24 protein-coding genes and 1 pseudogene are annotated in these 23,807 nt (G+C 67.1%); 16 read left to right on the top strand and 9 right to left on the bottom strand.

Features of this window, described 5'->3' with window-relative positions; genetic code table 11:
• The first annotated feature begins 3 nt into the window (after positions 1-3).
• Positions 4-462: a flagellar export protein FliJ gene (fliJ, locus tag LGN19_RS36385; RefSeq protein ID WP_122946493.1), complete on the top strand. Its 459-nt coding sequence runs from the start codon at positions 4-6 to the stop codon at positions 460-462.
• Between the two features lie 31 nt (positions 463-493).
• Positions 494-1,870, top strand: a complete 1,377-nt coding sequence (locus tag LGN19_RS36380) for a flagellar hook-length control protein FliK (protein ID WP_226219912.1) — start codon at positions 494-496, stop codon at positions 1,868-1,870.
• 27 nt (positions 1,871-1,897) lie between these two features.
• On the opposite strand, the gene LGN19_RS36375 is transcribed toward LGN19_RS36380, so the two are convergent.
• Positions 1,898-3,538: a GMC family oxidoreductase gene (locus tag LGN19_RS36375; RefSeq protein WP_226219911.1), complete on the bottom strand. Its 1,641-nt coding sequence runs from the start codon at positions 3,536-3,538 to the stop codon at positions 1,898-1,900.
• A gap of 727 nt (positions 3,539-4,265) precedes the next feature.
• On the opposite strand from LGN19_RS36375, the gene LGN19_RS36370 reads away from it, so the two are divergent.
• Complete coding sequence (locus LGN19_RS36370; RefSeq protein ID WP_122946496.1) at positions 4,266-5,708, top strand: coniferyl aldehyde dehydrogenase; 1,443 nt, start codon at positions 4,266-4,268, stop codon at positions 5,706-5,708.
• A 79-nt stretch (positions 5,709-5,787) separates the two neighbouring features.
• Here the strand turns inward: LGN19_RS36370 and LGN19_RS36365 are convergent, their stop codons facing one another.
• Entirely contained in the window at positions 5,788-6,810 is a 1,023-nt protein-coding gene (locus LGN19_RS36365) for a serine/threonine protein kinase (protein WP_409952495.1), read from the bottom strand.
• A gap of 58 nt (positions 6,811-6,868) precedes the next feature.
• Positions 6,869-7,081 (bottom strand): hypothetical protein, encoded by a 213-nt coding sequence (locus LGN19_RS36360; RefSeq protein ID WP_011353523.1) that lies wholly within the window; start codon positions 7,079-7,081, stop codon positions 6,869-6,871.
• Positions 7,082-7,879: 798 nt separating this feature from the next.
• On the opposite strand from LGN19_RS36360, the gene LGN19_RS36355 reads away from it, so the two are divergent.
• Together LGN19_RS36355 and LGN19_RS36350 are read left to right on the top strand one after the other, a co-directional pair.
• Positions 7,880-8,761, top strand: a complete 882-nt coding sequence (locus LGN19_RS36355) for a DMT family transporter (RefSeq protein ID WP_122946793.1) — start codon at positions 7,880-7,882, stop codon at positions 8,759-8,761.
• Positions 8,762-9,064: 303 nt separating this feature from the next.
• Complete coding sequence (locus LGN19_RS36350; RefSeq protein WP_011353526.1) at positions 9,065-9,250, top strand: hypothetical protein; 186 nt, start codon at positions 9,065-9,067, stop codon at positions 9,248-9,250.
• A gap of 108 nt (positions 9,251-9,358) precedes the next feature.
• Here the strand turns inward: LGN19_RS36350 and mgrA are convergent, their stop codons facing one another.
• Positions 9,359-10,402: an L-glyceraldehyde 3-phosphate reductase gene (mgrA, locus tag LGN19_RS36345; RefSeq protein ID WP_174963110.1), complete on the bottom strand. Its 1,044-nt coding sequence runs from the start codon at positions 10,400-10,402 to the stop codon at positions 9,359-9,361.
• Positions 10,403-10,595: 193 nt separating this feature from the next.
• Here mgrA and LGN19_RS36340 point away from each other — a divergent pair, with 193 nt between their 5' ends.
• Complete coding sequence (locus LGN19_RS36340; RefSeq protein ID WP_122946499.1) at positions 10,596-10,802, top strand: DUF3185 family protein; 207 nt, start codon at positions 10,596-10,598, stop codon at positions 10,800-10,802.
• A 149-nt stretch (positions 10,803-10,951) separates the two neighbouring features.
• Here the strand turns inward: LGN19_RS36340 and LGN19_RS36335 are convergent, their stop codons facing one another.
• Entirely contained in the window at positions 10,952-11,725 is a 774-nt protein-coding gene (locus tag LGN19_RS36335) for a phytanoyl-CoA dioxygenase family protein (protein ID WP_226219910.1), read from the bottom strand.
• A gap of 352 nt (positions 11,726-12,077) precedes the next feature.
• Between LGN19_RS36335 and LGN19_RS36330 the strand changes: the two genes are divergently transcribed.
• Positions 12,078-12,419 carry a hypothetical protein gene (locus tag LGN19_RS36330; protein WP_226219909.1) on the top strand — a complete coding sequence of 114 codons (342 nt, stop codon included), beginning with the start codon at positions 12,078-12,080 and terminating at the stop codon, positions 12,417-12,419.
• Between the two features lie 131 nt (positions 12,420-12,550).
• On the opposite strand, the gene metK is transcribed toward LGN19_RS36330, so the two are convergent.
• Positions 12,551-13,738 carry a methionine adenosyltransferase gene (metK, locus tag LGN19_RS36325; protein WP_122946502.1) on the bottom strand — a complete coding sequence of 396 codons (1,188 nt, stop codon included), beginning with the start codon at positions 13,736-13,738 and terminating at the stop codon, positions 12,551-12,553.
• Positions 13,739-14,003: 265 nt separating this feature from the next.
• On the opposite strand from metK, the gene LGN19_RS36320 reads away from it, so the two are divergent.
• Complete coding sequence (locus LGN19_RS36320; protein ID WP_226219908.1) at positions 14,004-14,888, top strand: lipid A biosynthesis lauroyl acyltransferase; 885 nt, start codon at positions 14,004-14,006, stop codon at positions 14,886-14,888.
• Positions 14,889-14,909: 21 nt separating this feature from the next.
• Here the strand turns inward: LGN19_RS36320 and LGN19_RS36315 are convergent, their stop codons facing one another.
• Entirely contained in the window at positions 14,910-15,173 is a 264-nt protein-coding gene (locus LGN19_RS36315; RefSeq protein WP_226219945.1) for a HigA family addiction module antitoxin, read from the bottom strand.
• 16 nt (positions 15,174-15,189) lie between these two features.
• Positions 15,190-15,318 (bottom strand): annotated as a pseudogene (locus tag LGN19_RS36310) (Killer protein); the annotation flags it as partial.
• Between the two features lie 142 nt (positions 15,319-15,460).
• On the opposite strand from LGN19_RS36310, the gene dapF reads away from it, so the two are divergent.
• The 8 genes from dapF to hslU all read left to right on the top strand — a co-directional run bounded on the left by dapF (position 15,461) and on the right by hslU (position 23,643).
• Positions 15,461-16,330, top strand: a complete 870-nt coding sequence (gene dapF / locus LGN19_RS36305) for a diaminopimelate epimerase (protein ID WP_226219907.1) — start codon at positions 15,461-15,463, stop codon at positions 16,328-16,330.
• 37 nt (positions 16,331-16,367) lie between these two features.
• Positions 16,368-17,096: a DUF484 family protein gene (locus LGN19_RS36300; RefSeq protein ID WP_226219906.1), complete on the top strand. Its 729-nt coding sequence runs from the start codon at positions 16,368-16,370 to the stop codon at positions 17,094-17,096.
• A gap of 14 nt (positions 17,097-17,110) precedes the next feature.
• Positions 17,111-18,031: a tyrosine recombinase XerC gene (gene xerC / locus LGN19_RS36295; RefSeq protein WP_175222419.1), complete on the top strand. Its 921-nt coding sequence runs from the start codon at positions 17,111-17,113 to the stop codon at positions 18,029-18,031.
• Positions 18,032-18,107: 76 nt separating this feature from the next.
• Positions 18,108-19,322, top strand: coding sequence for a class I SAM-dependent rRNA methyltransferase (locus LGN19_RS36290; RefSeq protein WP_122946507.1), 1,215 nt, complete (start codon positions 18,108-18,110; stop codon positions 19,320-19,322).
• Positions 19,323-19,522: 200 nt separating this feature from the next.
• Positions 19,523-20,602: a CobW family GTP-binding protein gene (locus LGN19_RS36285; RefSeq protein WP_175222418.1), complete on the top strand. Its 1,080-nt coding sequence runs from the start codon at positions 19,523-19,525 to the stop codon at positions 20,600-20,602.
• 496 nt (positions 20,603-21,098) lie between these two features.
• Positions 21,099-21,515, top strand: coding sequence for an RNA polymerase-binding protein DksA (gene dksA, locus LGN19_RS36280; protein ID WP_006477498.1), 417 nt, complete (start codon positions 21,099-21,101; stop codon positions 21,513-21,515).
• 237 nt (positions 21,516-21,752) lie between these two features.
• Positions 21,753-22,289, top strand: coding sequence for an ATP-dependent protease subunit HslV (gene hslV / locus LGN19_RS36275; protein ID WP_021156275.1), 537 nt, complete (start codon positions 21,753-21,755; stop codon positions 22,287-22,289).
• A 10-nt stretch (positions 22,290-22,299) separates the two neighbouring features.
• Positions 22,300-23,643 carry an ATP-dependent protease ATPase subunit HslU gene (gene hslU, locus LGN19_RS36270; protein ID WP_226219905.1) on the top strand — a complete coding sequence of 448 codons (1,344 nt, stop codon included), beginning with the start codon at positions 22,300-22,302 and terminating at the stop codon, positions 23,641-23,643.
• 76 nt (positions 23,644-23,719) lie between these two features.
• Here hslU and LGN19_RS36265 read toward each other — a convergent pair.
• Positions 23,720-23,807: IS3 family transposase (locus tag LGN19_RS36265; protein WP_226219584.1), on the bottom strand; the 88-nt coding region annotated here is incomplete at its 5' end.

Here is a 23,807-nt window from a genome sequence, read left to right as displayed (position 1 = left end):
CCGATGGCTCACGGCTTTCCCCTTCAGTTGCTGCTCGACCGCGCGCAGGACGATCTCGACTCGGCCACGAAGCAGCTCGGCACCGCGCAGCGCGATCGCACCGCGGCCGCCGAGCAGCTCGACGCGCTGCTGCGCTACCGCGACGAATACCACGCGCGCTTCTCGCAATCCGCACAGCACGGGATGCCGGCCGGCAACTGGCGCAATTTCCAGGCGTTCATCGACACGCTCGACGCCGCGATCACGCAGCAGCGCAACGTGCTGGCCGCGGCCGAAGTCCGCATCGACGAAGCACGCCCGAACTGGCAACAGAAGAAACGCACCGTCGGCTCGTTCGAAATCCTGCAGGCGCGCGGCGTGGCGCAGGAAGCGAAGCGCGACGCCCGGCGCGAACAGCGCGACGCCGACGAACACGCCGCGAAGATCCTGCGCATGCGGGCCGACGCGGCCCGTTCGTCGTAACCGCCCCCCGCATTCGAACGAGAGAACCGTCATGCCTCCCCTGCCCCTGCTCGGCGCGCTGCTCGACACCGCCGGCACCGCACTCAAGGCCGCTCGCAGCTCGGGTTCGTCCGGCGCCGCCGGCAACGATGCCGCGCCCGCCACGGCTGCCACGGCTGCCACGGCCGCCATGCCGTTCGCGCAGTCGCTGAAGCAAAGCATCATCACGCGTCGCGATGCATCGCATTCCAGCGTGCCGGATGCGTCGACGAAACTGGCTTCGACGAAGCCGGCGGCCGGCACGAAGCCGTCCGCTGCCGATGACGACGACGCGACCGACGATACGACCACGAACGCCGCCAGCAACCCCGACGCCGCCGCGCTCGCGGCCGCCGCGGCCGTGCAGGCGCAACTGCAGGCGCGCACGGACAACGCGACGCCGGCCGATGCTGCCGCCGCTGCCGCTGCCGTGGCGCAAAAGACGGCCGTGTCCGGCCAGCCCGATGCCACGGCCACGCTGGCGGACCACGCGACCCGGGACGCGGCCGCCCAGCCGGCCACGCCGGCGTCGGGCAGCGATGCGTTGCAATCAGCGCTCGCCCGGCTCACGGGTGGCTCGGGCGCGATCGCGATGCCCGCGACCGGCACGACAACGTCGACCTCCGCGTCGACCGCATCGACCGCATCGACCGGCGCCACCGCACCGCTGGCGCCGAAGGTGCCGACCTTCGAGCACACGCTCGCCGACGCGAAGGGCGCGCTCGCCACCCAGCAGACGCCGGCGCAAGCCACCGCGCAGGCGCTGCAGGCCAACGCGACCGCGCAGTCGGGCGAGCAGCACGCGCTCGCCGCAGCCAGCGACGCAACGGATCCGGCCGCCAGCGCGACGCTCGCGGCAGGCGCCACGGCTGCGGCCGCGGCCCAGGCGAACCTGCAGTTGTCGCCGGCCGCGGGAGCGATCGCCGCCGCGAACGCGCACGTGCTCGCGCCGCACATCAGCACGCCGGACTGGACGGACGCGCTGAGCCAGAAGGTCGTGTTCTTGTCGAATGCGCACCAGCAGAGCGCCGAACTGACGCTCAATCCAGCCGACCTCGGTCCGCTGCAGGTCGTGCTGCGCGTCGCGGACAACAACGCGCACGCGCTGTTCGTGTCGCAGCATGCGCAGGTGCGCGAAGCGGTCGAAGCCGCGCTGCCGAAGCTGCGCGAGGCAATGGAAGCGGGCGGGCTCGGGCTGGGCAGCGCGACCGTCAGCGACGGCGGCTTCGCGTCGCAGCAGCAGAACCAGCAGCAGACCTTCGCCGGCGGCCAGTCGTCGCGACGCGGGAGCGACGGATCGTCAGCCGTCGATGCACCAGTCGGCGCTGCGCAATCCGCACCGGCCGCCGCGAGCGTGAGCCGCGCCGGCCTCGTCGATACGTTTGCCTGAGCATGGCCGCTGCCGTGCGCGCGCCGCTCAGCGGCCGTGCACCGCCGCGGCGGCCTCGCCGCGCGTCGCCGCGCCCTTGCGTGCCGCGACGATGAAGTCCGCCGCACGCTCGCCGATCATCACCGACGGCGCATTCGTGTTCCCGCCGACCAGCGTCGGCATCACCGACGCATCCACCACGCGCAATCCTTCGACGCCGCGCACGCGCAGTTGCGGATCGACGACCGCGCGCGCGTCCGAACCCATCCGGCAGGTGCCGACCGGGTGATAGATCGTGTCGGCATGCTCGACGATCGTCTTGCGCAGCTCCGCTTCGCTCTGGTCGGCCCGCGTGTAGAGCTCGCGCCCGCCCTGCGACGCGAGCGGCGCCTGCGACAGGATCTTGCGCATTGCCTGCGTGCCGCGCACGAGCAGGTCGAGATCGCGTGCATCGCTGAAGAAGCGCGGATCGATCAGCGGTGCATCGCGCGCATCGCCGCTCGCGAGCGCCACCGTGCCGCGGCTGAACGGCCGCAGCGCGCACACGTGCAGCGAATAGCCGAAGCCCCAGTGCATCTTGCGGTTGTGGTCGTCCACGAGCGCCGTGCAGAAATGCAGTTGCAGGTCGGGACGCTCGAGCGACGGATCGCTCTTGATGAAGCCGCCGGCCTCCGCGACGTTGCTCGTCATCATCCCGGTGCGGCTCGAGAAATAGCGCGCGAGCGCGGGCGTCATCTTCGCGATCCCGCGCAGGCACACGCCGACCAGTTCCGATGAATTCACGCGCGTATTGATGATGAAGTCGATATGGTCGATCAGGTTCGTGCCGACGTCCGGCGCATCCTGCACGACCGCGATCCCGTGCCGGCGCAATTGCTCCGCCGGGCCGATCCCCGAACACATCAGCAGTTGCGGCGAATTGAACGCGCCGGCCGACAGGATCACTTCCGCACGCGCGTCGAGCGTCTCGACGCGCCCGTTACGCGCGACCGCGACACCGGCCGCGCGCTTGCCGTCGAACACGACGCGCAGCACCGTCGCATCGGTGATCACGTGCAGGTTCGGCCGGTTGCGGCCGTAGATGTACGCGCGGGCGACGCTGCAGCGCGAGCCGTCGCGGTGCGTGACCTGGTAGAAGCCGACCCCTTCCTGCGTCGCGCCGTTGAAGTCGTCGTTCAGCGGATAGCCGGCCGCGTGCGCGGCCTGGATGAATCGTTCGGAGAACGGATTGCGAAAGCGCAGATCCGACACCGTGAGCGGGCCGTCCGCACCGTGCCACGCATCGGCGCCGCGCTCGTTGCCCTCCGCGCGGCGGAAATACGGCAGCACGTCCTGCCAGCCCCAGCCCGTCGCACCGAGCTGCGCCCATTCGTCGTAGTCGCCCGGGTGGCCGCGCGTGTAGATCATCGCGTTGATCGCGCTCGAGCCACCCATCCCGCGCCCGCGCGGCTGGTAGCCGCGCCGCCCGCCGAGGCCCGGCTGCGGCACCGTCTCGTAGCCGTAGTTCGTGCCGAGCTTGAACGGCACCAGCGCCGCGATGCCGACCGGCATGTTGACGAGCAGGTTGCGCTCCGTATGCGAGCCGGCCTCGATCAGCGCGATCGTCGCATCGGGGCAGGCATCGGCGAGACGGCCTGCCAGGCTCGACCCGCCCGAACCGCCGCCGACGATGATGTAGTCGTATTGCATGTCACGTCTCCGTCGTGTCATGGAAGGCGCCCGGCACCGCCGCGCGACCGCGTCCCCTCTTGTAGTTCGGGCATTGTAGGAATGGCCGTCGCGCGCGCGGCGCGCGGATTCAAGAGCGATTCCTCTAAACGCCCGCGTGAACTAAATTTAAGATGTATCGATTCGCTTTGCACGATGCGCCGGCCACGAGAAGCCGATCCGTCGCGCAACGGGAGAGACGACGATGCAGCGCCAGGTTCTGCAGGCCGCGTGCCGACCGGGTTGCCCGGATGCGATGCGCGCAGCCCGCATTTCATTTCAAACGGCTGCCCGCGCGGAGAGGCTCGGCGTCACGCGCGCAGTCGATCGAAATCGAACGACGCGTGTCGTTGCCGACCGTTTGGATGGTTTGTCGCCGCGGCGGCACGATGCGCCGCGGCATGGTTTGACGGACCTGTCGCGCTGCCCCGCTTCGGTGCACCGTCAGGCAGTCGCACCGCCGCGTCGCGCGCCCGGCAACAGTCGCATCGCGCGGCATGCAGATGCGCCGCGACACGGTTTCCGGATGCGCACACCGTCGCGTGGATGCGACGCCCGCGGCACGCGGCAACCGGTTTTCGAGCACACGTCGCATCCGGCCCCGCGCCGCGCGACACGCACCACCCCGATCCGCGTCGCCGCGCTCGCCGAGCGTGCGCGTGCGGCGTGACGGCCGGCCGACCAGCCAGGCCCAACTGGAGGAGACGACATGAAGAACGACCTGCCCGAACTGGCCCCGCAAGCGCTGCCGTCGGTCGATGCACTGACGTCGCTGCTACGCGACCAACGCGCGGCCTACCTGCGCGCACCGTACCCGGCATGGGAAACGCGCGTGCAGCACCTGCGTGCGCTGCGCACGATGCTGATCGACCATGCGGACGCGCTCGCCGAAGCGATCAGCGCCGATTTCGGTCATCGCGCGAAGCAGGAAGTGCTGCTGTCGGAAATCTGGATGGCGAAGGAAGAGATCGACGACGCGCTCAAGCACGGCAAGCGCTGGATGAAGCCGATGCGCAAGCCGATGAACAAGTGGCTGCGCCCGGCGCGCGCGAAGGTGATTCCGCAGCCGCTCGGCGTGGTCGGCATCGTCGTGCCGTGGAACTACCCGGTGCTGCTCGCGGCCGGCCCGCTGATCTGCGCGCTCGCGGCCGGCAACCGCGCGATCATCAAGATGTCCGAACTGACGCCGCGCACGTCGGCGCTGTTCGAGCAGCTCATTGCCAAGACCTTCACGCGCGACCACGTCGCGGTCGTGAACGGCGATGCGGAAGTGGGCGCCGCGTTCAGCGGGCTGCCGTTCGACCATCTGCTGTTTACCGGCTCGACGCACGTCGGCCGCCACGTGATGCGCGCGGCCGCCGACAACCTCACGCCCGTCACGCTCGAACTCGGCGGCAAGTCGCCGGCGATCGTCGGCCCGAACGCGCGCTTCGATGCGGCCGTCGACGCGATCGTCGCGGGCAAGACGCTGAACGCGGGCCAGACCTGCATCGCGCCCGACTATGTGCTGCTGCCGCGCGGGATGGAAGCCGCCTTCATCGAGCGCGCGCGCGCACGGTTCGCGAAGATGTACCCCGACCTGTCAGCCAACGGCGACTACACGACGATCGTGTCGCCGCGCCACTACGCACGGCTGCAGCAACTCGCGAGCGACGCGCAGGCGGCCGGCGCGCAACTGCATCCGCTGTCCGACGCGCAATCCGATTCCGCGTCGCGCCGCTTCGTGCCGTGCGCGGTCACGCAGGTGCCGGCCGCGTCGCAACTGATGCAGGAGGAAATCTTCGGGCCGCTGCTGCCGCTCGTGCCGTACGAGCGGCTCGACGAGGCGATCGCGTACGTGAATGCGCGCCCGCGTCCGCTCGCGCTCTACCTGTTCGACGAGGACGGCGGCACGATCGACCGCGTGATGCGCGAAACGATCTCGGGCGGCGTGTCGATCAACGAAACGCTGATGCACATCGCGTGCGGCAGTCTGCCGTTCGGCGGTGTCGGTGCGAGCGGCATGGGCGCGTACCACGGCTACGACGGCTTCGTGACGTTCTCGAAGATGAAACCGGTGCTCACGCAGCCGCGCCTGAACGCGCGCAACCTGCTCGCGCCGCCGTACGGCAAGCGCTTCGCTGCGCTGATCAAGCTGATGCTGAAGTTCTGAGCCAAACGGGAAACGGGCCGCGCGCATCGCGCCGCGGCCCGCACGAGCATGCCGCGCGGCGAGCATGCCGCGCGCGCCGTCACACGGGCCAGAGCGGCCCTTCCTGCATCGCGCCGATCTGCTCGCGCAACTCGAGCACGCGCGCTTCCCAGTAACGATGCGTGTTGAACCACGGAAACGCGGCCGGAAACGCGGGATCGTCCCAGCGCCGCGCGAGCCATGCCGCGTAATGGATCAGCCGCAGCGTGCGCAGCGCTTCGACGAGATGCAGCTCGCGCGGCTCGAATTCGCAGAAATCCTCGTAGCCGGCCAGCAGGTCCGCCAGTGCACGCGACGCGCCTTCGCGATCGCCCGGCAGCAGCAGCCACAGATCCTGGATCGCGGGCGCCATCCGGCTATCGTCGAAGTCGACGAAGTGCGGGCCGGCATCGGTCCACAGCACGTTGCTCGGATGACAGTCGCCGTGCGTGCGCAGCAGGCGGATCTCGCCCGCCCGCTCGAACGCGGCCTCGACGCCTTCGAGCGCGAGCGTCACGGCCGTCGCATATGCGGGCCGCACATCGTCCGGAATGAAATCGTGCGCGAGCAGGTAGTCGCGCGGCTCGTAGCCGAACGTATTGATGTCGAGCACGGGGCGTGCGACATACGGCTGCGTCGCGCCGACCGCATGGATCCGGCCGATGAAGCGGCCGAGCCATTCGAGCGTGTCGCTGCGATCGAGATCGGGCGCGCGGCCGCCGCGCCGCTCGAAGATCGAGAAGCGGAAACCGTCGAACGCGTGCAGCGTCCGGCCTTCGAATGCGCGCGCGGGCACCGCCGGAATCTCGCGCGCGGTGAGTTCGGCGACGAACGCGTGCTCTTCGAGGATCGCTTCGTCCGACCAGCGTGCCGGACGGTAGAACTTCGCGACGACCGGCGGGCCGTCTTCGATGCCCACCTGGTACACGCGGTTTTCGTAGCTGTTGAGCGCGAGCAGGCGCCCGTCGGTGCGCAAGCCGGCCGGTATCAGCACGCTGTCGAGCGCGTCGAGCACGCACTCGGGCGTGAGTCCGGCGAACGGCGGGCCGGCGGGAGAAGCGGGAGCGGAAGTGACGTCTTTCATGCCCCGCATTGTGCCGCCAGCCGGGCCGAAAGACGAGCGCCCGGTGCGGTGAATGCGCTTAGTGGAGCGCCGCGCCGGCCGGCAGCACGGATTCGCCGGTGTCGATCAGGTCCTCGAGAAAGAACGGCTCGGTGTTGAGTTCCTTCGACTCGCCCGGTACGCCCGCGTACCAGGTCACCATGGCCATGTCGCCCAGGACGCGCTGGACGATGCCGCGCGCGCCCTTCGGCACCGCGATATGGGTAGTGCAGACAATCGACCCGACATGCATGATGGTTCCCCACTCTTGAATCTTGAAACCCGGCCCGCTGGGGGCCGGCAAATGCACGATCCGCGCGCTCTCGACGGAGCGTTGCGCGTAATCCCATTGTTCACGGTTTATCGAAGCACGAAAAGAAGAAGAAGCAGGCGAAGTGCCGCGAATTCGTCGAATGTCTCCAATCAACCACTGCGCCGGGCAGGCGCTTGCCTGCCCGGTCCCCCCCATCATACCCTGTCGAATGTGACTGCCCGCCGAATCCCCGGCATCGCCGCGGCGCGCACGTGACGGACGCTCCGCGCGCATCGTGAGCCCGATGCGGGTTCGCCAGGCAATTTCGTGCGACTGGCGACTGCGGTTGCCGAACCCCGCCACGCCGTCGTCGCCTTCCCTCTGCCTTGAACGCGGCCAGCGCAGCGATCGTTGCGCACGCACCGCCCTCCGCCCTTCATCACGCGATGCCACCGACAGGTGTTGCGTCCGATGCCAGCCTTGCGTTACCTTTGATGCTCATTCGCGTTCTAGCGCATTCCGATACGATGCATCCGCTCACGTCCGCCCTTGCAAAATCCCGGCCGCAGTTCGACTCGCGGCCGCAGGCGTGCGCGCATCCGTCGGTTCTTCCTCCTCCTGTCGCACCGCCGCTCGTTGGCGCCGCGCCGCCCCCTCCGGCGGCACGCGCCGGCTGACCAGCCGGCTTTTCGTTTCGTCTTCCATTCGCCCGCAGGCCTGCATTCGTGCGTCGTGACGCACGGCGTGTTGCTGCGCGCGCGGATGGAACATTCCGATCCGTTCGACAGGTGGATTCACATGGTTTCGTTCAAACGCGCGCTCGCCGCGCATGGCGCGACGTCGCTCTTCGTGCTGCTGTGGAGCAGCGGCGCGATCTTCGCTGAACTCGGGCTGCGTCACGCATCCGCGTTCGTCTTTCTCACCGCACGTTTCGCGCTGGCATCGCTCGTGCTGCTCGGGCTGGCCTTCCTGCGCAAACGCTGGCTGCCGCCGCGCGGCGAGCGGCGCATGGCCGCACTGACCGGCTTGCTGATGATGGGCGGCTATTCGATCTTCTACCTGCTCGCGCTCGAACGCGGGATCGCGCCGGGCGTGCTCGCGACGATCCTCGGCGTGCAGCCGATCCTCACGCTCGCGATCGTCGAGCGGCGCTGGCAGCCCGTGCGCATCGCGGGGCTCGCGCTGTCGCTGGCCGGCCTCGCGCTCGTCGTGTTCCGCGGCACCGGGGACGGCGGCCTGTCGCTCGCGGGCATCGCGTGCGCGCTCACCGCGCTCGTCGCGCTGACCGCCGGCTCGCTGCTGCAAAAGCGCGTACGGGCGGCGCCCGCCGACGTGCTGCCGCTGCAGAATGCGATCGGCCTCGCACTGTGCGTGGCGATCGTGCCGTTCCGGCCGGTGTCGTTCGACATGAGCTGGTCGTTCGTGATCCCGCTGCTGTGGCTCGGCATCGTGATTTCGGTGATCGCGCAACTGCTGTTCTACCGGTTGATGCAGCGCGGCGATCTCGTCAACGTGACGAGCCTGTTCTATCTCGTGCCCGTCGTCACCACGCTGATGGATGCCGTGTGGCTCGGCAACCGGCCCGAGCCGCTCGCGCTCGCCGGCATGGGCGCGATCGTCGCGGGGCTCGCGCTCGTGTTCCGCGCGCCGGCCGCCCGCGTGCAACCTGACCGCGCATGAGCGGGCGTGCCGCCGCGCCCGCGGGTGCGGCGGCACGCATCGGACACATACGACGATTCCGCAACAATCGAAAGGCACGGGAAAGATACGTGCAAGGCATTCGTCCAACTTGCGGGAAAAATGCGTGATTCCCCGGGCTTTCCGCTGATTTTTTAATGGTTCGGATAGCGAAAAGCACTGCCGGTTGCCTATACTCGAACTGACCGCCCCGCTCGCAATCGGGTCGGACCAATACTAGAAACACCCGGCATGGGGCCGGAGTCAGCGCTCAGGCGCCCACTCCGGTCGACCTTGGAGACACGCATGACGACCTACTTCACGATCGGCGACTTCATCCTGTTGATTCCGATGGCGCTGGCCGGAGCGCTATTTCTCGGCGCGGTGCCGTGCGCAACCGAATTCCGCCACAACCTGCTGCGCGTGCTGGGCGTCATCCTCGGCGTCGGCGTCGCGGTATTGCTCGTCGAAGGCCTGCCTGCGCTGATCTAGCGGCGCACCCCGTGGGTGGCGCGCATCGCTGCACCGCAGCGATGCGATGTGCTGCGCGCAAGCCATCGATACGGCACGCGATGTTTCGCATGCCGTAGCGTCTGCCGGTCAGATCGCCTGATCGGTGGACGGCTTTTCCCACAGATTGATGCCGCCTTCCGTCGCGTAACGATCGATCTCCGCGAGTTCCTCCGCCGAGAATTCGAGGTGCTTCAGCGCGCCGACGTTTTCGCGCACCTGCTCCGCACGGCTCGCGCCGATCAGCGCGGACGTCACGCGGCCATTGCGCAATACCCACGCGAGTGCCATCTGCGCGAGGCTCTGCCCGCGCCGTTCGGCGATCGCGTTGAGCTTGCGCACTTGGTCGAGGTTGTCCGCGCTCAGGTGATCCTGCTTCAGCGAGCCGCCGCCCGGCTTGTTCACGCGCGCGTCGGCCGGCACACCGTTCAGGTACTTCGACGTGAGCAGCCCCTGCGCGAGCGGCGTGAACGCGATGCTGCCCGTACCGATCTCGTCGAGCGTGCCGAGCAGTTCGGTTTCGACCCAGCGGTTCAGCAGGTTGTACGACGGCTGGTGAATCAGCAGCGGCACCTTGTACTGCGCGAGCAGCTCGGCCATCTCGCGCGTCTTCGCCGCCGAATACGACGAAATGCCGATGTAGAGCGCCTTGCCCTGCTGCACGGCCGACGCGAGTGCGCCCGCCGTTTCCTCGAGCGGCGTGTGCGCGTCGAAGCGGTGCGAATAGAAGATGTCGACGTAGTCGAGCCCCATCCGCTGCAGGCTCTGGTCGAGGCTCGCGAGCACGTACTTGCGCGACCCGCCGCCGCTGCCGTACGGCCCCGGCCACATGTCCCAGCCGGCCTTCGTCGAGATCAGCAGCTCGTCGCGATACGGCCGGAAATCCTCCTTCAGCAGCCGACCGAAGTTGGTTTCGGCGCTGCCGTACGGCGGCCCGTAGTTGTTCGCGAGGTCGAAGTGGTTGATGCCGAGGTCGAACGCGGTGCGCAGGATCTCGCGCTGCGTCGAGATCGGCGTCGAATCGCCGAAGTTGTGCCACAGGCCGAGCGACAGCGCGGGCAGTTTGAGCCCGGATTTGCCGCAGGTGCGGTATTGCATGTCGGCATAACGTTCGGAAGCTGCTTCGTAGGCCATGAGTCGGTTCCGTCAGGACATCGGGGAAAGGGACGCGCGCCGGCCGCGCACACGGCGCGGCGGCGGCGAAAGAGTCATACGACGACTATGGTAGCGAAAGCGGCCGGAACGCGCTCGACGGCACGGCAATGGACGCGGCCGCGGCCGTCGCCTACACTGCGGCGTCTCGAATCACCGTTTCAGCGAGGTTGGTATGTCCCGGGTCATCTCGGTTGCGCTGCTCGTCGGCGGCGTCGTGCTGCTGTATTTCGGCGGCCAGTCGTTCCATTCGATCAACGACAACGTGTCGCGCTTCTTCACCGGTTCGCCCGCGACGAAGACGATCCTGCTGATCGTGGGCGGCGCCGTCGCGTCGTTCGTCGGCCTGATCGGCCTCGCGATGCCGGGCAGCAAGCGCTGATCGCGCAGCCGCGCGATGCACGCACGGCCCGCGTCGCACGATCGGGCCGCGCCAAACGAAACGGGCGGCCAGGCCGCCCGTTGCTTCATTCGCCCGCGATGCGCCGCATCGCGTGACCGCGGCGGTATCGCCGCCCATCCGATCCGAACCTAGAACTGCACTTCCGGTTTCGACGCCGAGCGCGTGCCGGGCACCGGCCGGTTGCTCGCGCCGTGATAGGTGTACACGAGCGAGAACTTCACCTGGTCGGAACCGTTCTGCCCGGCCGAATGCAGCGTGTTGCTGTGGAAGAACACGACGTCGCCCGTCTGCAGCGACGGGCACGTGGCCGCATCGATCATTTTCTTGTTCGCCGGCAGGTCGCTGCGGAAGAACTTCGCATCGTCGAACGCTTCCGGCCCGAATTCGGCCGTATGCGACCCCGGCACGAGCCACAGTGCGCCGTTCTCGTTCGTTTCCGGCCCGAGCGCGAGCCACACCGACACCATGTCCGGACGCGCGAACGACCAGTAGCGGAAATCGCGATGCCAGCCGGTCAGGCTGCCGTACGCGGGGTGCTTCGTCATCATGCAGTTGTGATGCGCGCGCGACAGCACGGGTTCTTCACCGAAATACTCGCGCATCCACGCGCCGATTTCGGGGGCGATCGCACGCTCGGCGAAGGCCGGATCGCGCGAGTACGCATCGAGCAGCCGCCGCACCGTATGCCCGCCCGGCGCATGCTTGGACTCGGGCGCGCCCGGATAGCGCAGGTCCGCCTCGAACTCGATCGGCTCGGCAGCCTCCCGCAACTGGCGCTCCGCAACCTGCCTGAGCGCCGCGCATTGTTCCTCGCCGACGAGGCCACGCGCGACGACGAAGCCGCGCTCGCGCAATTCCGCGACTTGCGCGCGGATCGATTCCGACTGCAATGGAGACGACATGGGATGCCAGACGTTTATTGTGTGAATGTGACGATTGTAAATCGGCGCCGGATGCCGCGAACAGCACCATTGTCGTGCGCAGGGGCATGCCAATCGAGGATTTGATCCGGCTCAAGGGAACTGTGCGGCGCGGCGCTGGCCTCACCGACAGGCGGTATGCGGCACACGCCTTGTGGCACAAGGGTTTATCGCGACTTTTGCCCGTCATGAATCCCCTGTAGCCTGTCGCGGCCTGTCAATTCTGGCGGGCGCGGCGCGCAGCGAGTTTCGGTAAGATCCGTTGCGCCATCCGAGGCCGTTCATACCAGTGCGCTCTTCAGGGCGCCATCCATACAAGCGAAGCATCGTTCACATGCCATTCCGTCTGACTTCCCGTCTCAGCCGCGCTGCGAAGCGCGTTGTGCCGCCCGCTCCTGCCCGCTCGCTGCGCCATCACCGCGCACGCACGCAGGCGCTGGCCGAGCGTACGCCCGCACACAGCCGGCTGGACGGCATCCGTGCGTGGTTCCACGCATTTTTCTCGATGATGAGCGCGCAGGCGTTCTCGCGCCGTGCCGGCCTGCGCTCGCTGCTGCAGAAGCCGTCGTCGCTGCGCGCACTCGCGCTGCGCCGCGCGCTCGGCCCGCAGCGCCGCGTCAACCGCCCGCGCCGCCTCGCGGCCAGCAACGGCTGGTTCGGGTTCGTCGCGCGCTGAGCGCACGCCGGCGGGCACCGCGCGCGACGATCGCCGTCGCGCCACTGCCCGCATGTCCGATTACCCCGGTGATCGGAACCCATAAAAAAACCCCGGCATTGCCGGGGTTTTTCATTTCGGGCGAACGACGCTTACGCGACGCGTGCCGTCGGCTCGACGCCGGCCGCTTCGGCCAGGGCGAGCGCCTTGTCGGTCGCTTCCCACGAGAATTCCGGCTCTTCGCGGCCGAAGTGGCCGTAAGCAGCGGTCTTCTCGTAGATCGGGCGCAGCAGGTCGAGCATCTTGATGATGCCCTTCGGACGCAGGTCGAAATGCTCGCGCACGAGCTTCGTGATCACCGCATCCGACACGCGGCCCGTGCCGAACGTGTTGACCATCACCGAGGTCGGCTCGGCGACGCCGATCGCGTACGACACCTGGATCAGCGCGCGCGATGCGAGGCCCGCGGCGACGATGTTCTTCGCGACGTAGCGGCCTGCGTACGCAGCCGAACGGTCGACCTTCGACGGATCCTTGCCCGAGAACGCGCCGCCGCCGTGCGGTGCGGCACCGCCGTAGGTATCGACGATGATCTTGCGGCCGGTCAGGCCGCAGTCGCCCTGCGGGCCGCCGATCACGAACCGGCCGGTCGGGTTCACCAGGAACTTGATGTCGCCCTTGATCAGGTCGGCCGGCAGCGTCGGCTTGATGATTTCCTCGATCACGGCTTCGCGCAGCGCGGGCAGTTCGATGTCCGGTGCGTGCTGCGTCGACAGCACGACGGTGTCGATCGAATGCGGCTTGCCGTCGACGTAGCGGATCGTCACCTGCGACTTCGCGTCCGGGCGCAGCCATTGCAGGCGGCCGTCGCGGCGCAGGCTGGCCTGGCGCTCGACGAGACGGTGCGACAGGTGGATCGGCAGCGGCATCAGTTCGGGCGTTTCATCGCACGCGTAACCGAACATCAGACCCTGGTCGCCCGCGCCCTGGTCGAGGTTGTCGTCGTGTGCACGATCGACGCCCTGGGCGATGTCCGGCGACTGCTTGTCGTACGCGACGAGCACCGCGCAACCCTTGTAGTCGATGCCGTAGTCGGTGTTGTCGTAGCCGATGCGCTTGATCGTGTCGCGCGCGATCTGGATGTAGTCGATGTTGGCCGTCGTGGTGATTTCACCGGCCAGAACGACGAGACCCGTGTTGCACAGCGTTTCCGCCGCAACGCGGGAATACTTGTCTTGCTCGAGGATGGCGTCGAGGATCGCGTCCGAGATTTGGTCCGCGACCTTGTCCGGATGGCCTTCGGAGACGGATTCGGACGTGAAGAGATAATCGTTTGCCACTTTTTCAGGCTCCTGTGTGGTTACGGTCGGTTTCACGTAGCCAGCTTCGTTGGGCCTGAAGCGGCGACGCTTTAGCGGATTACCAGGACCGGGCAGCGTGTGTCACGCCAACCGGCTTCGCCCCGCAAGTTGTCAGTTAACTCGGCGAAGCCCGTATTATAGCGGCTTTCCTGAATTGTCACAGAGCGCCACCCGTGCTGCATCTTCCGCTGTCTTACCTACCTGTTCGCAACGCGCCGGCCAACCGGTTCCACGGAGGTTTCGCATGCTAGGTCGTCTAGGCACGCACCTCGCCATTGGCTTGCTGAAACTGCTCGCCCGGTTGCCGTACGGCCTGACCGCACGGTTCGGCGATGGTCTCGGCTGGCTGCTCTACCAGATCCCCAGCCGGCGAAAGCGCATCGTACACACCAATCTGAAACTCTGCTTCCCGGACTGGAGCGACGAGCGGCGCGAGGAAGTCGCCGGGCAGCATTTCCGCCATGCGATCCGCAGCTACGTCGAGCGCAGCTACCAGTGGTTCGCGTCGGAACAGGCCTACCGCAAGCTGTTTACGGTCGAGAGCGAGGTCGACCTCAGCGATCCGGACATGCCGCCGACCCTCTTGCTCGGCTTCCATTTCGTCGGCATCGAAGCCGGCTCGATGGCGATCAATCTCGCCCTCGGCCGGACGTGCGGCTCGCTCTACACGCCGATGAAGAGCCCGGAAATCGAAGCCGCGGCCAAAGCCGGCCGCAGCCGCTTCGGCGCGGAGCTGGCGAGCCGCGCCGACAGCGCGCGTACCGTGCTGCGCTGGCTGCGCGACCGCAAGCCGGTGATGCTGGGTGCAGACATGGATTACGGGTTGCGCAACTCGACGTTCGTACCCTTCTTCGGCATACCCGCCTGCACGCTGACGGCGGTCGGCCGGTTCGCCAAGACCGGCCACGCGCAGGTTCTGCCCTTTATCGGCGAGGTGCTGCCGAACTACAAGGGCTACCGTCTGAAGGTCTTCAAGCCGTGGGCCAACTACCCGACCGGCGACGACGATCTCGACGCGCGGCGGATGAACGAATTCCTCGAGGAACAGATCCCGCTGATGCCCGAGCAGTATTACTGGGTCCACAAGCGCTTCAAGACACGCCCGCCTGGCGAGCCCAGCCTGTACTGAGCAGTGCCCGCGGGCGCGCCGTCATGCGCGCGCCTGCCACAAGTCGTAAGCAGATTGCTGTGCGAGCCACAGATCCGCTCGACCGCCGTTCTCCTCGCCGAGCCACGCCTCGATACGCAACGCCATTTCCGGTGAAATCCCAGTGTGACCATGCAGAATGCGCGATAGCGCCGCACGCGTGACGCCGAGTTGCGCCGCGGCCTCGGTGACGGTCAGGCCGAATGCCGGCAGCACGTCGTCGCGCAGCGCTTCGCCTGGATGCGGCGGATTGAAGATGCGAGTCATCGCTTGAATCACCTCGGTGGTAGTCCTGGTAATCGACCAAAACGGCATCGGCGCCCTCGAAACTGAACGTCAGACGCCAGTTGCTGCTCACGCTCACCGCGAAATGACCGTCCAATCCCCGGGCAAGACCGTGAAAGCGCCACCCGCCCCCGCCCGCGCAGGACGCCCCTGTCAGCTGCATGTATCATTTGCGGTTGAGATCAGCACGACGAACGACACCGCCCCGGATGGCGCGGCATCGCGAACGCCGCGCTGACCGCCTTGTTCGCCATGGAAATCCGGACCCAGTGAAACTCTCGTTCACCAAGATGCACGGCGCGGGCAACGACTTCGTCGTGCTCGACGGCTATTCGCGCGCATTGCCGCCGCTCACCGAAGCGCAAGTGCGTGCGCTCGCCAACCGCCACTTCGGCATCGGCGCCGACCAGTTGCTGCTCGTCGAAAAACCGACCGTCGACGGCGCCGATTTCAAGTACCGGATCTTCAATTGCGACGGCGGCGAGGTCGAACACTGCGGCAACGGCGCACGCTGCTTCGTGAAGTTCGTCAGCGACCGCGGCCTGACCGACAAGCGCAGCGTCCGCGTGCAGGTGATGAAGGGCCTGATCACACTGACGATGCAGGACAACGGCGAAGTCGTCGTCGACATGGGCGCGCCCGTGTTCACGCCGGCGCAGGTGCCGTTCGATGCAGCGGGCCTCGACGGCCGCACCGAGGGCCACGACACGCTGTGGCCGCTCGACGTCGGCGGTGCGACGCGCTGGATTTCGACGGTGACGATGGGCAACCCGCATGCGGTGCAGGTCGTCGACGACACCGAGGCCTATCCGGTGCTCGAAGAAGGCCCGCTGATCGAGCACCATGCGCGCTTCCCGGAGCGCGTGAACGCCGGCTTCATGCAGATCGTGTCGCGCAGCGAAGTGAAGCTGCGCGTATACGAACGCGCGGCGGGCGAGACGCTCGCGTGCGGCACCGGCGCGTGCGCGGCGGTCGCGGCCGGCATCCGGCGCGGCCTGCTCGATTCGCCGGTGACCGTGCACACGCACGGCGGCACGCTGACGATCAGCTGGGACGGCGCGCGCGACGAAGCCGCCGCGCTGATGATGGCCGGGCCCGCCGCCACCGTGTTCGAAGGCGAGATCGACCTGCACGCCTGACCCTGCAACGTCCTTGATAACTGAACGCTCCAGCCACATGAACGATCGCGAAGTCGCCGACTACCTGCTCGCCAATCCCGAATTCTTCGCGCAGCACGCCGAACTGCTCGCGACGATCCGTCTCGCGAACCCGCACGGCAAGGCCGCGATCTCGCTGCAGGAGCGGCAGATGGAGATGCTGCGCGACAAGAACAAGCATCTCGAGCGCCGGCTCGCCGAACTCGTGCGCTACGGCCACGAGAACGACAGCCTGTCCGCGAAGTTCAGCCGCTGGACCGCGCGCGTGATCGCGGAACGCGATCCGTACGCGCTGCCGCGCACGATCGCCGATGGCATCGCCGACGTGTTCGACGTGCCGCAAACCGCGCTGCGCGTGTGGGACGTCGCCGACACCTATTCGCAGGCCGACTTCGCGCGCCAGGTCGGCGAGGAAGTGCGCCTGTTCACGAATGGGCTGTCGACGCCGTACTGCGGCGCGAACACCGGCTTCGAGGCCGCGCAGTGGCTCACACCCGCGGTCGCCGCATCGGCCGCGAATGCGGCGGATGGCGTGGAAGCCGCCCCGCCGGCCGGCGATGGCTCGGCCGCATCGGTCGCGCTACTCGCGCTGCGTGCGCCGCTCGCCGGCACCGATGCGCCCGCGTTCGGCCTGCTCGTGCTCGGTTCGCCCGACCCGCGCCGCTTCCACGACGGGATGGCCACCGATTTCCTCGCGCAGATCGCGACGCTCGCGAGCGCCGCGCTCACGCGCCTGCTGCCGCACTGATCCTTCCGCCCGCGATGACCGACGATCCGATTGCCGCCTACCTGTCGAACCTGAAGCACGTCAGGCAGCTGTCGGAACACACGCTGCGCGGATACACGCACGAACTCGACGAGCTGAAGAAGCTCGCGAACGGCCGGCCGCTCGAAGCGCTGACGGCCGCCGACATGCGCGGCGCGGTCGCGCGCGCACATTCAGGCGGGTTGTCCGCACGGTCGATCTCGCACCGGCTGTCCGCGTGGCGCGCGTTCTACCGCTGGCTCGCGCAGCGCATCGAGATGCCCGCGAACCCGGTCGCCGCGGTGCGCGCGCCGAAACGCGCGAAGACCTTGCCGAAAGCGCTGTCGGTCGACGACGCATCGGCGTTGATGGACGCGCCGCTCGCCGGCACGACCGAAGGCATCCGCGATCACGCGATCCTCGAGCTGTTCTATTCGTCGGGGCTGCGCCTCGCCGAGCTGATCGGGCTCGACGTGAGGTACACGCAGGCCGACGGCTACCGCTCGGTCGGCTGGCTCGATCTCGCCGAAGCCGAAGTCACCGTGCGCGGCAAGGGCAACAAGGAGCGCAAGGTGCCGGTCGGCCGCAAGGCGATCGACGCGCTGAACGCGTGGCTCGCGGTGCGCGGCGAATTCGTGAAGCACGATCCGCATCCGCTGTTCGTGTCCGTGCGCGGCAACCGGATGTCGCCGGGCGTCGTGCGCGAGCGCGTGAAGCGCGCGGCGCTCACCGCGGGCATCCCCGCCAACGTCCATCCGCACGTGCTGCGTCACTCGTTCGCAACGCACGTGCTGCAGTCGAGCGGCGACCTGCGCGCGGTGCAGGAACTGCTCGGCCACGCGAGCGTCTCCGCGACGCAGGTCTATACGTCGCTCGACTTCCAGCATCTCGCAAAGATTTACGACAGCGCGCATCCGCGCGCGAAGAAGCGCGACTGACGCGCGTCCCGTGTTACCCGCCGCGCGCGGCGACCGGCCACGGTCGGCTTCGCGCACGGCCCCTTTCGATCTCATCATGCAAACCGTCACCCTCAAGCCGTCCAAGGAAAAATCGCTGCTGCGCCGCCATCCGTGGATCTACGCCAATGCGATCGACCGCGTCGACGGCAAGCCCGCGCCCGGCGCGACCGTGATCGTGCGCGCGCACGACGGCCGCTTCCTCGCGCGCGGCGCGTACAGCCCGCAATCGCAGATCCGCGTGCGCGTGTGGAGCTTCGACGAGAACGAGCCGATCGACCACGCGTTCTTCAAGCGCCGCGTGCAGCGCGCGGTCGCGCACCGCACGACGATGGTGTCGAACACGGGCGCGGTGCGCCTCGTGTTCGGCGAAGCCGACGGCCTGCCGGGCCTGATCGTCGATTACTACATCGCGGACACCGCGGAAGCCGGCGCGACGCCGCGCGGCCAGCTCGTCTGCCAGTTCATGGCGGCCGGCGTCGAAGCGTGGAAGGACGCGATCGTCAAGGCGCTGGTCGGCGCCACGGATTGCCCGAACGTCTACGAGCGCTCGGACGTGTCGATCCGTGACAAGGAAGGGCTCGAACAAACCACCGGCGTGCTGGCCGGCGATGCGCCGCCCGCGACGCTGATCTCGAACGAAAACGGCGTGCGCTATCACGTCGACGTGCCGAACGGCCACAAGACGGGCTTCTACGTCGACCAGCGCGACAACCGCGCGCTGGTCGCGCAGTACGCGGCCGATCGCGACGTGCTGAACTGCTTCTGCTACACGGGCGGCTTCTCGCTCGCGGCGCTCAAGGGCGGGGCGAAGCGCGTCGTGTCGATCGACTCGTCGGGCGATGCGCTCGCGCTCGCGCAGCAGAACGTGGTCGCCAACGGTTTCGACGCCGAACGCGCGACCTGGCTCGACGCCGACGCATTCAAGACGCTGCGCCGCCTCGTCGACGAAGGCGAGCGTTTCGACCTGATCGTGCTCGATCCGCCGAAGTTCGCGCCGACCCGCGACAGCGTCGATCGCGCGGCGCGCGCCTACAAGGACATCAACCTGAGCGGCTTCAAGCTGCTGCGTCCGGGCGGCCTGCTGTTCACGTACTCGTGCTCGGGCGCGATCGACATGGACCTGTTCCAGAAGATCGTCGCGGGCGCCGCCGCCGACGCGAAGGTCGACGCGCGCATCCTGAAGCGGCTCGGCGCGGGCGTCGATCACCCGCTGCTCGCGGCATTCCCGGAAGGTGAATATCTGAAGGGCCTGCTGTTGCAAATCGTCTGATCGCCCCGATCTACGCGCGTAACCCACCGCCGGCACGCGCGTTGCGCCCGGCGGATCCGCGCTCCCGCCTGTCGTTCGGACAACGGGCGAGGGCTTGACAGGTATGTTTCAATGGATGGTTGTGCGCCCCGGCCGGCAAAGCCGCGGGCGCGACGCACATCCTGGTTTTGACCCCGATTCACGAACCACAGGCGATTGACATGGCCACTCCCGTCACCATCCTCACCGGCTTCCTCGGCAGCGGCAAGACGACGCTGCTCAAGCGCATCCTGAACGAACAGCACGGCATGAAGATCGCCGTGATCGAGAACGAGTTCGGCGAAGAAAACATCGACAACGAAATCCTCATCCAGGATTCGAACGAGCAGATCATCCAGATGAGCAACGGCTGCATCTGCTGCACGATCCGCGGCGACCTCGCGCGCACGCTCGGCGATCTCGCCGCGAAGAAGCGCGAAGGCAAGCTCGACTTCGACCGCATCGTGATCGAAACCACCGGCCTCGCGAACCCGGGCCCGGTCGCGCAGACCTTCTTCATCGACAGCGAGATCGCCGACGATTTCCTGCTCGACGCGGTCATCACGCTGGTCGACGCGAAGCACGCGAACGCGCAGCTCGACGAGCACGAAGTCGTGCAGCGCCAGGTCGGTTTCGCCGATCGCCTGTTCATCACGAAGTCGGACCTGGTCGACGACCAGACGGTGGCTGGCCTCAAGCATCGCCTGATGCACATGAACCCGAAGGCCGCGATCAAGGTCGTGAACTTCGGCGAGGCCGAGATCAAGGAAATCTTCGACCTGCGCGGCTTCAACCTGAACGCGAAGCTCGAGATCGACCCCGACTTCCTGGCCGAAGACGATCACGCGCACCAGCACCACGATCACGACCATGATCACGATCACGCCCATTGCGACCACGATCACGGTCAATGCGCGCACGATCACGACCATGGCCATCACCATCATCACCACGCGCACCACGACGACAAGATCAAGTCGTTCGTGTACCGCAACGACCGCCCGTTCGACCCGAACAAGCTGGAAGACTTCCTCGGCGGCATCCTGCAGATCTACGGCGAGCGGATGCTGCGCTACAAGGGCGTGCTGTACATGAAGGGCGTCGACCGCAAGGTCGTGTTCCAGGGCGTGCACCAGATGATGGGCAGCGACCTCGCGTCGAAGTGGCTGCCGGTCGAGAAGAAGACCAACAAGATGGTGTTCATCGGCGTCGATCTGCCGCAGGACCTGATCACCGACGGCCTCGACGCCTGCCTCGCCTGACGCGAACCGGCAACCGTCGCACCCCCGCCCGCACGGCCGCCTCGCGGGCGGCTGCGGCGGCCGCGGGGCGCCCTTTCCGGGCAGGGTTTCGCCGTCATCGCTTTTTCGCGATTTGCGCGTTATATTTTCTAGATATTGGCGCAGCCGACGGGGATCGACCCGATACGGCGCCCGCTTGCGATTCAGTTACAATACGTGCCCGCTGGAGTACGGCAACAAATAGGCCCGGTTCTTGCTGAACCAGTTTTCCGGGCATCGCAACCGCGCCGGATCGCCCATCCGCCTCCCGGCCGCGGTCGATGCGATGTGCCGCGCAGCACACCGGTTCGCAGCGCGCGCAACTCCGCGCCAGGCCTATCCTGGTATTTGAGAACCGGTTTTCCAGAGGCTTTCGGCCCCGCGGCGGCAAATCGCAAATGATTGCAAGCGCGGTTGCGGGTAATCCCAAAGTGCAGGCAATATCTCTTGATTTGCCGCACATTGAAGAAGCAAGCAGATGACGAAGAAACTCTTGACCGAAGCCGAAATCCTGAAGATGAGCGACAAGGATTACATGAATGAGGATCAGCTCGCCTTCTTCAAAAATCGGCTCGAACAGTTGCAGGCGGACATCCTCAAGAATGCAGGCCAGACGACCGAGAACCTGCGCGAGACGGTGATCGTGCCCGATCCCGCCGATCGCGCGACGATCGAGGAAGAGCACGCGCTCGAGCTGCGTACGCGCGATCGCGAACGCAAGCTCCTCAAGAAGGTTCAGCAGTCGCTCGCCCGCATCGATTCCGGCGATTACGGCTGGTGCGAGGAAACCGGCGAGCCGATCGGCATTCCGCGCCTGCTCGCGCGTCCGACCGCCACGCTGTCGCTCGAGGCGCAGGAGCGCCGCGAGTTGCGCCAGAAGCTGTTCGGCGACTGATCGAGCGGCGTTCCGCTCAGACACGCTGCTTCCCGAAAGCGCGCGGCCTGCCGCGCGCTTTTTGTTTTTCCGGCACCGGTTCCCCACCGGCCGCCGATTTGCCTCCCGCCTCTTGATATCCCGGCGCCCGCCCTAAAATGAAACGGACGCGCGCCGGGCCGCTTCCCGGCGCACTGCGAGTTACGCAGCGGCGCCTCGCGCCGCCCGACTCTTCCCCGTTTTTCTCAAGGAACGCAGATGGAGCAATTTCACGGCACGACCATCGTTTCGGTCCGACGCGGCGACAAGGTCGCGCTCGGCGGCGACGGCCAGGTAACCCTCGGCAACATCGTCATGAAGGGTGGCGCGCGGAAAGTGCGGCGGATCTACAACAACCAGGTGCTGGTCGGATTCGCGGGCGGCACCGCCGATGCGTTCTCGCTGCTCGACCGCTTCGAGGCGAAGCTCGAGAAGCACCAGGGCAACCTGACCCGCGCGGCCGTCGAGCTCGCGAAGGACTGGCGCACCGACCGGATGCTGCGCCGCCTCGAGGCGATGCTGATCACGGCCGACGCCACCACCACGCTCGTGATCACCGGCAACGGCGACGTGCTCGACCCCGAAGAAGGCATCTGCGCGATCGGCTCGGGCGGTGCGTATGCGCAGGCAGCAGCCCGCGCGCTCGCGGAGAACACCGAGCTGTCGCCGCGCGAGATCGTCGAGAAGTCGCTCAAGATCGCCGGCGACATGTGCATCTATACGAACCACAACCGCATCATCGAAACGATCGAGTAAGGACCGCACCATGAGCACCATGACCCCTGCCGAGATCGTCTCGGAACTCGACAAGCACATCATCGGCCAGGCGAAGGCCAAGAAGGCCGTCGCGGTCGCGCTGCGCAACCGCTGGCGCCGCCAGCAGGTCGCCGACCCGCTGCGCCAGGAAATCACGCCGAAGAACATCCTGATGATCGGGCCGACGGGTGTCGGCAAGACCGAAATCGCGCGCCGCCTCGCGAAGCTCGCCGATGCGCCGTTCATCAAGATCGAAGCGACCAAGTTCACCGAAGTCGGCTATGTCGGCCGCGACGTCGACAGCATCCTGCGCGACCTGATCGATATCTCGGTCAAGCAGACGCGCGAAACCGAGATGCGCAAGGTGCGCAGCAAGGCGACCGACCAGGCGGAAGACCGCATCCTCGACATCCTGCTGCCGCAACCGCGCGCGGTGGGCTTCGGCGGCAACGCCGAGCACGCGAACGACGACAACAACGCGACGCGCCAGACCTTCCGCAAGCGCCTGCGCGAAGGCCAGCTCGACGACAAGGAAGTCGAGCTCGACCTCGAGCAGCCGTCGGCCGGCATGGACATCATGGCGCCGCCGGGGATGGAAGAGATGACCGAGCAGATCCGCTCGATGTTCTCGAACCTCGGCAGCGGCAAGAAGCAGCGCCGCAAGGTGAAGATCAAGGAAGCGCTGAAGCTGCTGACCGACGAGGAAGCGGCGAAGATGCTCAACGAAGAGGAAGTGAAGACGAAGGCCGTGCAGAACGTCGAGCAGAACGGCATCGTGTTCCTCGACGAGATCGACAAGATCACGTCGCGCAACAACGAAGGCAGCGGCGGCGAAGTGTCGCGCCAGGGCGTGCAGCGCGACCTGCTGCCGCTCGTCGAAGGCACGACTGTCAACACGAAGTACGGGATGGTGAAGACCGATCACATCCTGTTCATCGCAAGCGGCGCGTTCCATCTCGCGAAGCCGAGCGACCTGATCCCCGAACTGCAGGGTCGCTTCCCGATCCGCGTCGAGCTCGACTCGCTGTCGGTGAACGATTTCGAAGCGATCCTCGTCGCGACCGACGCCAGCCTCGTCAAGCAGTACCAGGCACTGCTCGCGACCGAAGACGTGCAACTCGAATTCGCCGAGGACGGCATCCGCCGTCTCGCGGAGATTGCCTATGCGGTCAACGAGAAGACCGAGAACATCGGTGCGCGCCGGCTGTACACGGTGATCGAGAAACTGCTCGAGGAAGTGTCGTTCTCGGCCGGCAACCATGCGGGCGAACGCGTGACGATCGACGCGAAGTATATCGACCGCGCGCTCGGCGAAGTGTCGCAGGACGAAGACCTGTCGCGCTACGTGCTGTAACGCGCACGGCGTCGGACGAAAAACGGGCGGCCCCTTCTGAACTGACCCCAGGAAGTTGGATGGTCGGAACCGACGGTTAAGCTGATGAGGGCTGAGTCCTGTATTGCACGGGACTCAGCCCTTTTAGTTTGGTCTTGATGCGTTGGTGATTGTAGTAGTGGATG

The sequence above is a fragment of the Burkholderia sp. AU30198 genome, assembly GCF_020419825.1.
Lineage (GTDB): Bacteria > Pseudomonadota > Gammaproteobacteria > Burkholderiales > Burkholderiaceae > Burkholderia.
The sequence above is the reverse complement of the archived record's forward strand: the minus strand, read 5'-3'. Positions and strand labels throughout refer to the sequence as shown.

Coding starts and splice junctions, on each gene's coding strand:
- fliJ (WP_122946493.1), top strand. CDS start 4: ATGGCTCACGGCTTTCCCCTTCAGTTGCTGCTCGACCGCGCGCAGGAC.
- LGN19_RS36380 (WP_226219912.1), top strand. CDS start 494: ATGCCTCCCCTGCCCCTGCTCGGCGCGCTGCTCGACACCGCCGGCACC.
- LGN19_RS36375 (WP_226219911.1), bottom strand. CDS start 3,538: ATGCAATACGACTACATCATCGTCGGCGGCGGTTCGGGCGGGTCGAGC.
- LGN19_RS36370 (WP_122946496.1), top strand. CDS start 4,266: ATGAAGAACGACCTGCCCGAACTGGCCCCGCAAGCGCTGCCGTCGGTC.
- LGN19_RS36365 (WP_409952495.1), bottom strand. CDS start 6,810: ATGAAAGACGTCACTTCCGCTCCCGCTTCTCCCGCCGGCCCGCCGTTC.
- LGN19_RS36360 (WP_011353523.1), bottom strand. CDS start 7,081: ATGCATGTCGGGTCGATTGTCTGCACTACCCATATCGCGGTGCCGAAG.
- LGN19_RS36355 (WP_122946793.1), top strand. CDS start 7,880: ATGGTTTCGTTCAAACGCGCGCTCGCCGCGCATGGCGCGACGTCGCTC.
- LGN19_RS36350 (WP_011353526.1), top strand. CDS start 9,065: ATGACGACCTACTTCACGATCGGCGACTTCATCCTGTTGATTCCGATG.
- mgrA (WP_174963110.1), bottom strand. CDS start 10,402: ATGGCCTACGAAGCAGCTTCCGAACGTTATGCCGACATGCAATACCGC.
- LGN19_RS36340 (WP_122946499.1), top strand. CDS start 10,596: ATGTCCCGGGTCATCTCGGTTGCGCTGCTCGTCGGCGGCGTCGTGCTG.
- LGN19_RS36335 (WP_226219910.1), bottom strand. CDS start 11,725: ATGTCGTCTCCATTGCAGTCGGAATCGATCCGCGCGCAAGTCGCGGAA.
- LGN19_RS36330 (WP_226219909.1), top strand. CDS start 12,078: ATGCCATTCCGTCTGACTTCCCGTCTCAGCCGCGCTGCGAAGCGCGTT.
- LGN19_RS36320 (WP_226219908.1), top strand. CDS start 14,004: ATGCTAGGTCGTCTAGGCACGCACCTCGCCATTGGCTTGCTGAAACTG.
- LGN19_RS36315 (WP_226219945.1), bottom strand. CDS start 15,173: ATGACTCGCATCTTCAATCCGCCGCATCCAGGCGAAGCGCTGCGCGAC.
- LGN19_RS36300 (WP_226219906.1), top strand. CDS start 16,368: ATGAACGATCGCGAAGTCGCCGACTACCTGCTCGCCAATCCCGAATTC.
- xerC (WP_175222419.1), top strand. CDS start 17,111: ATGACCGACGATCCGATTGCCGCCTACCTGTCGAACCTGAAGCACGTC.
- LGN19_RS36290 (WP_122946507.1), top strand. CDS start 18,108: ATGCAAACCGTCACCCTCAAGCCGTCCAAGGAAAAATCGCTGCTGCGC.
- LGN19_RS36285 (WP_175222418.1), top strand. CDS start 19,523: ATGGCCACTCCCGTCACCATCCTCACCGGCTTCCTCGGCAGCGGCAAG.
- dksA (WP_006477498.1), top strand. CDS start 21,099: ATGACGAAGAAACTCTTGACCGAAGCCGAAATCCTGAAGATGAGCGAC.
- hslV (WP_021156275.1), top strand. CDS start 21,753: ATGGAGCAATTTCACGGCACGACCATCGTTTCGGTCCGACGCGGCGAC.
- hslU (WP_226219905.1), top strand. CDS start 22,300: ATGAGCACCATGACCCCTGCCGAGATCGTCTCGGAACTCGACAAGCAC.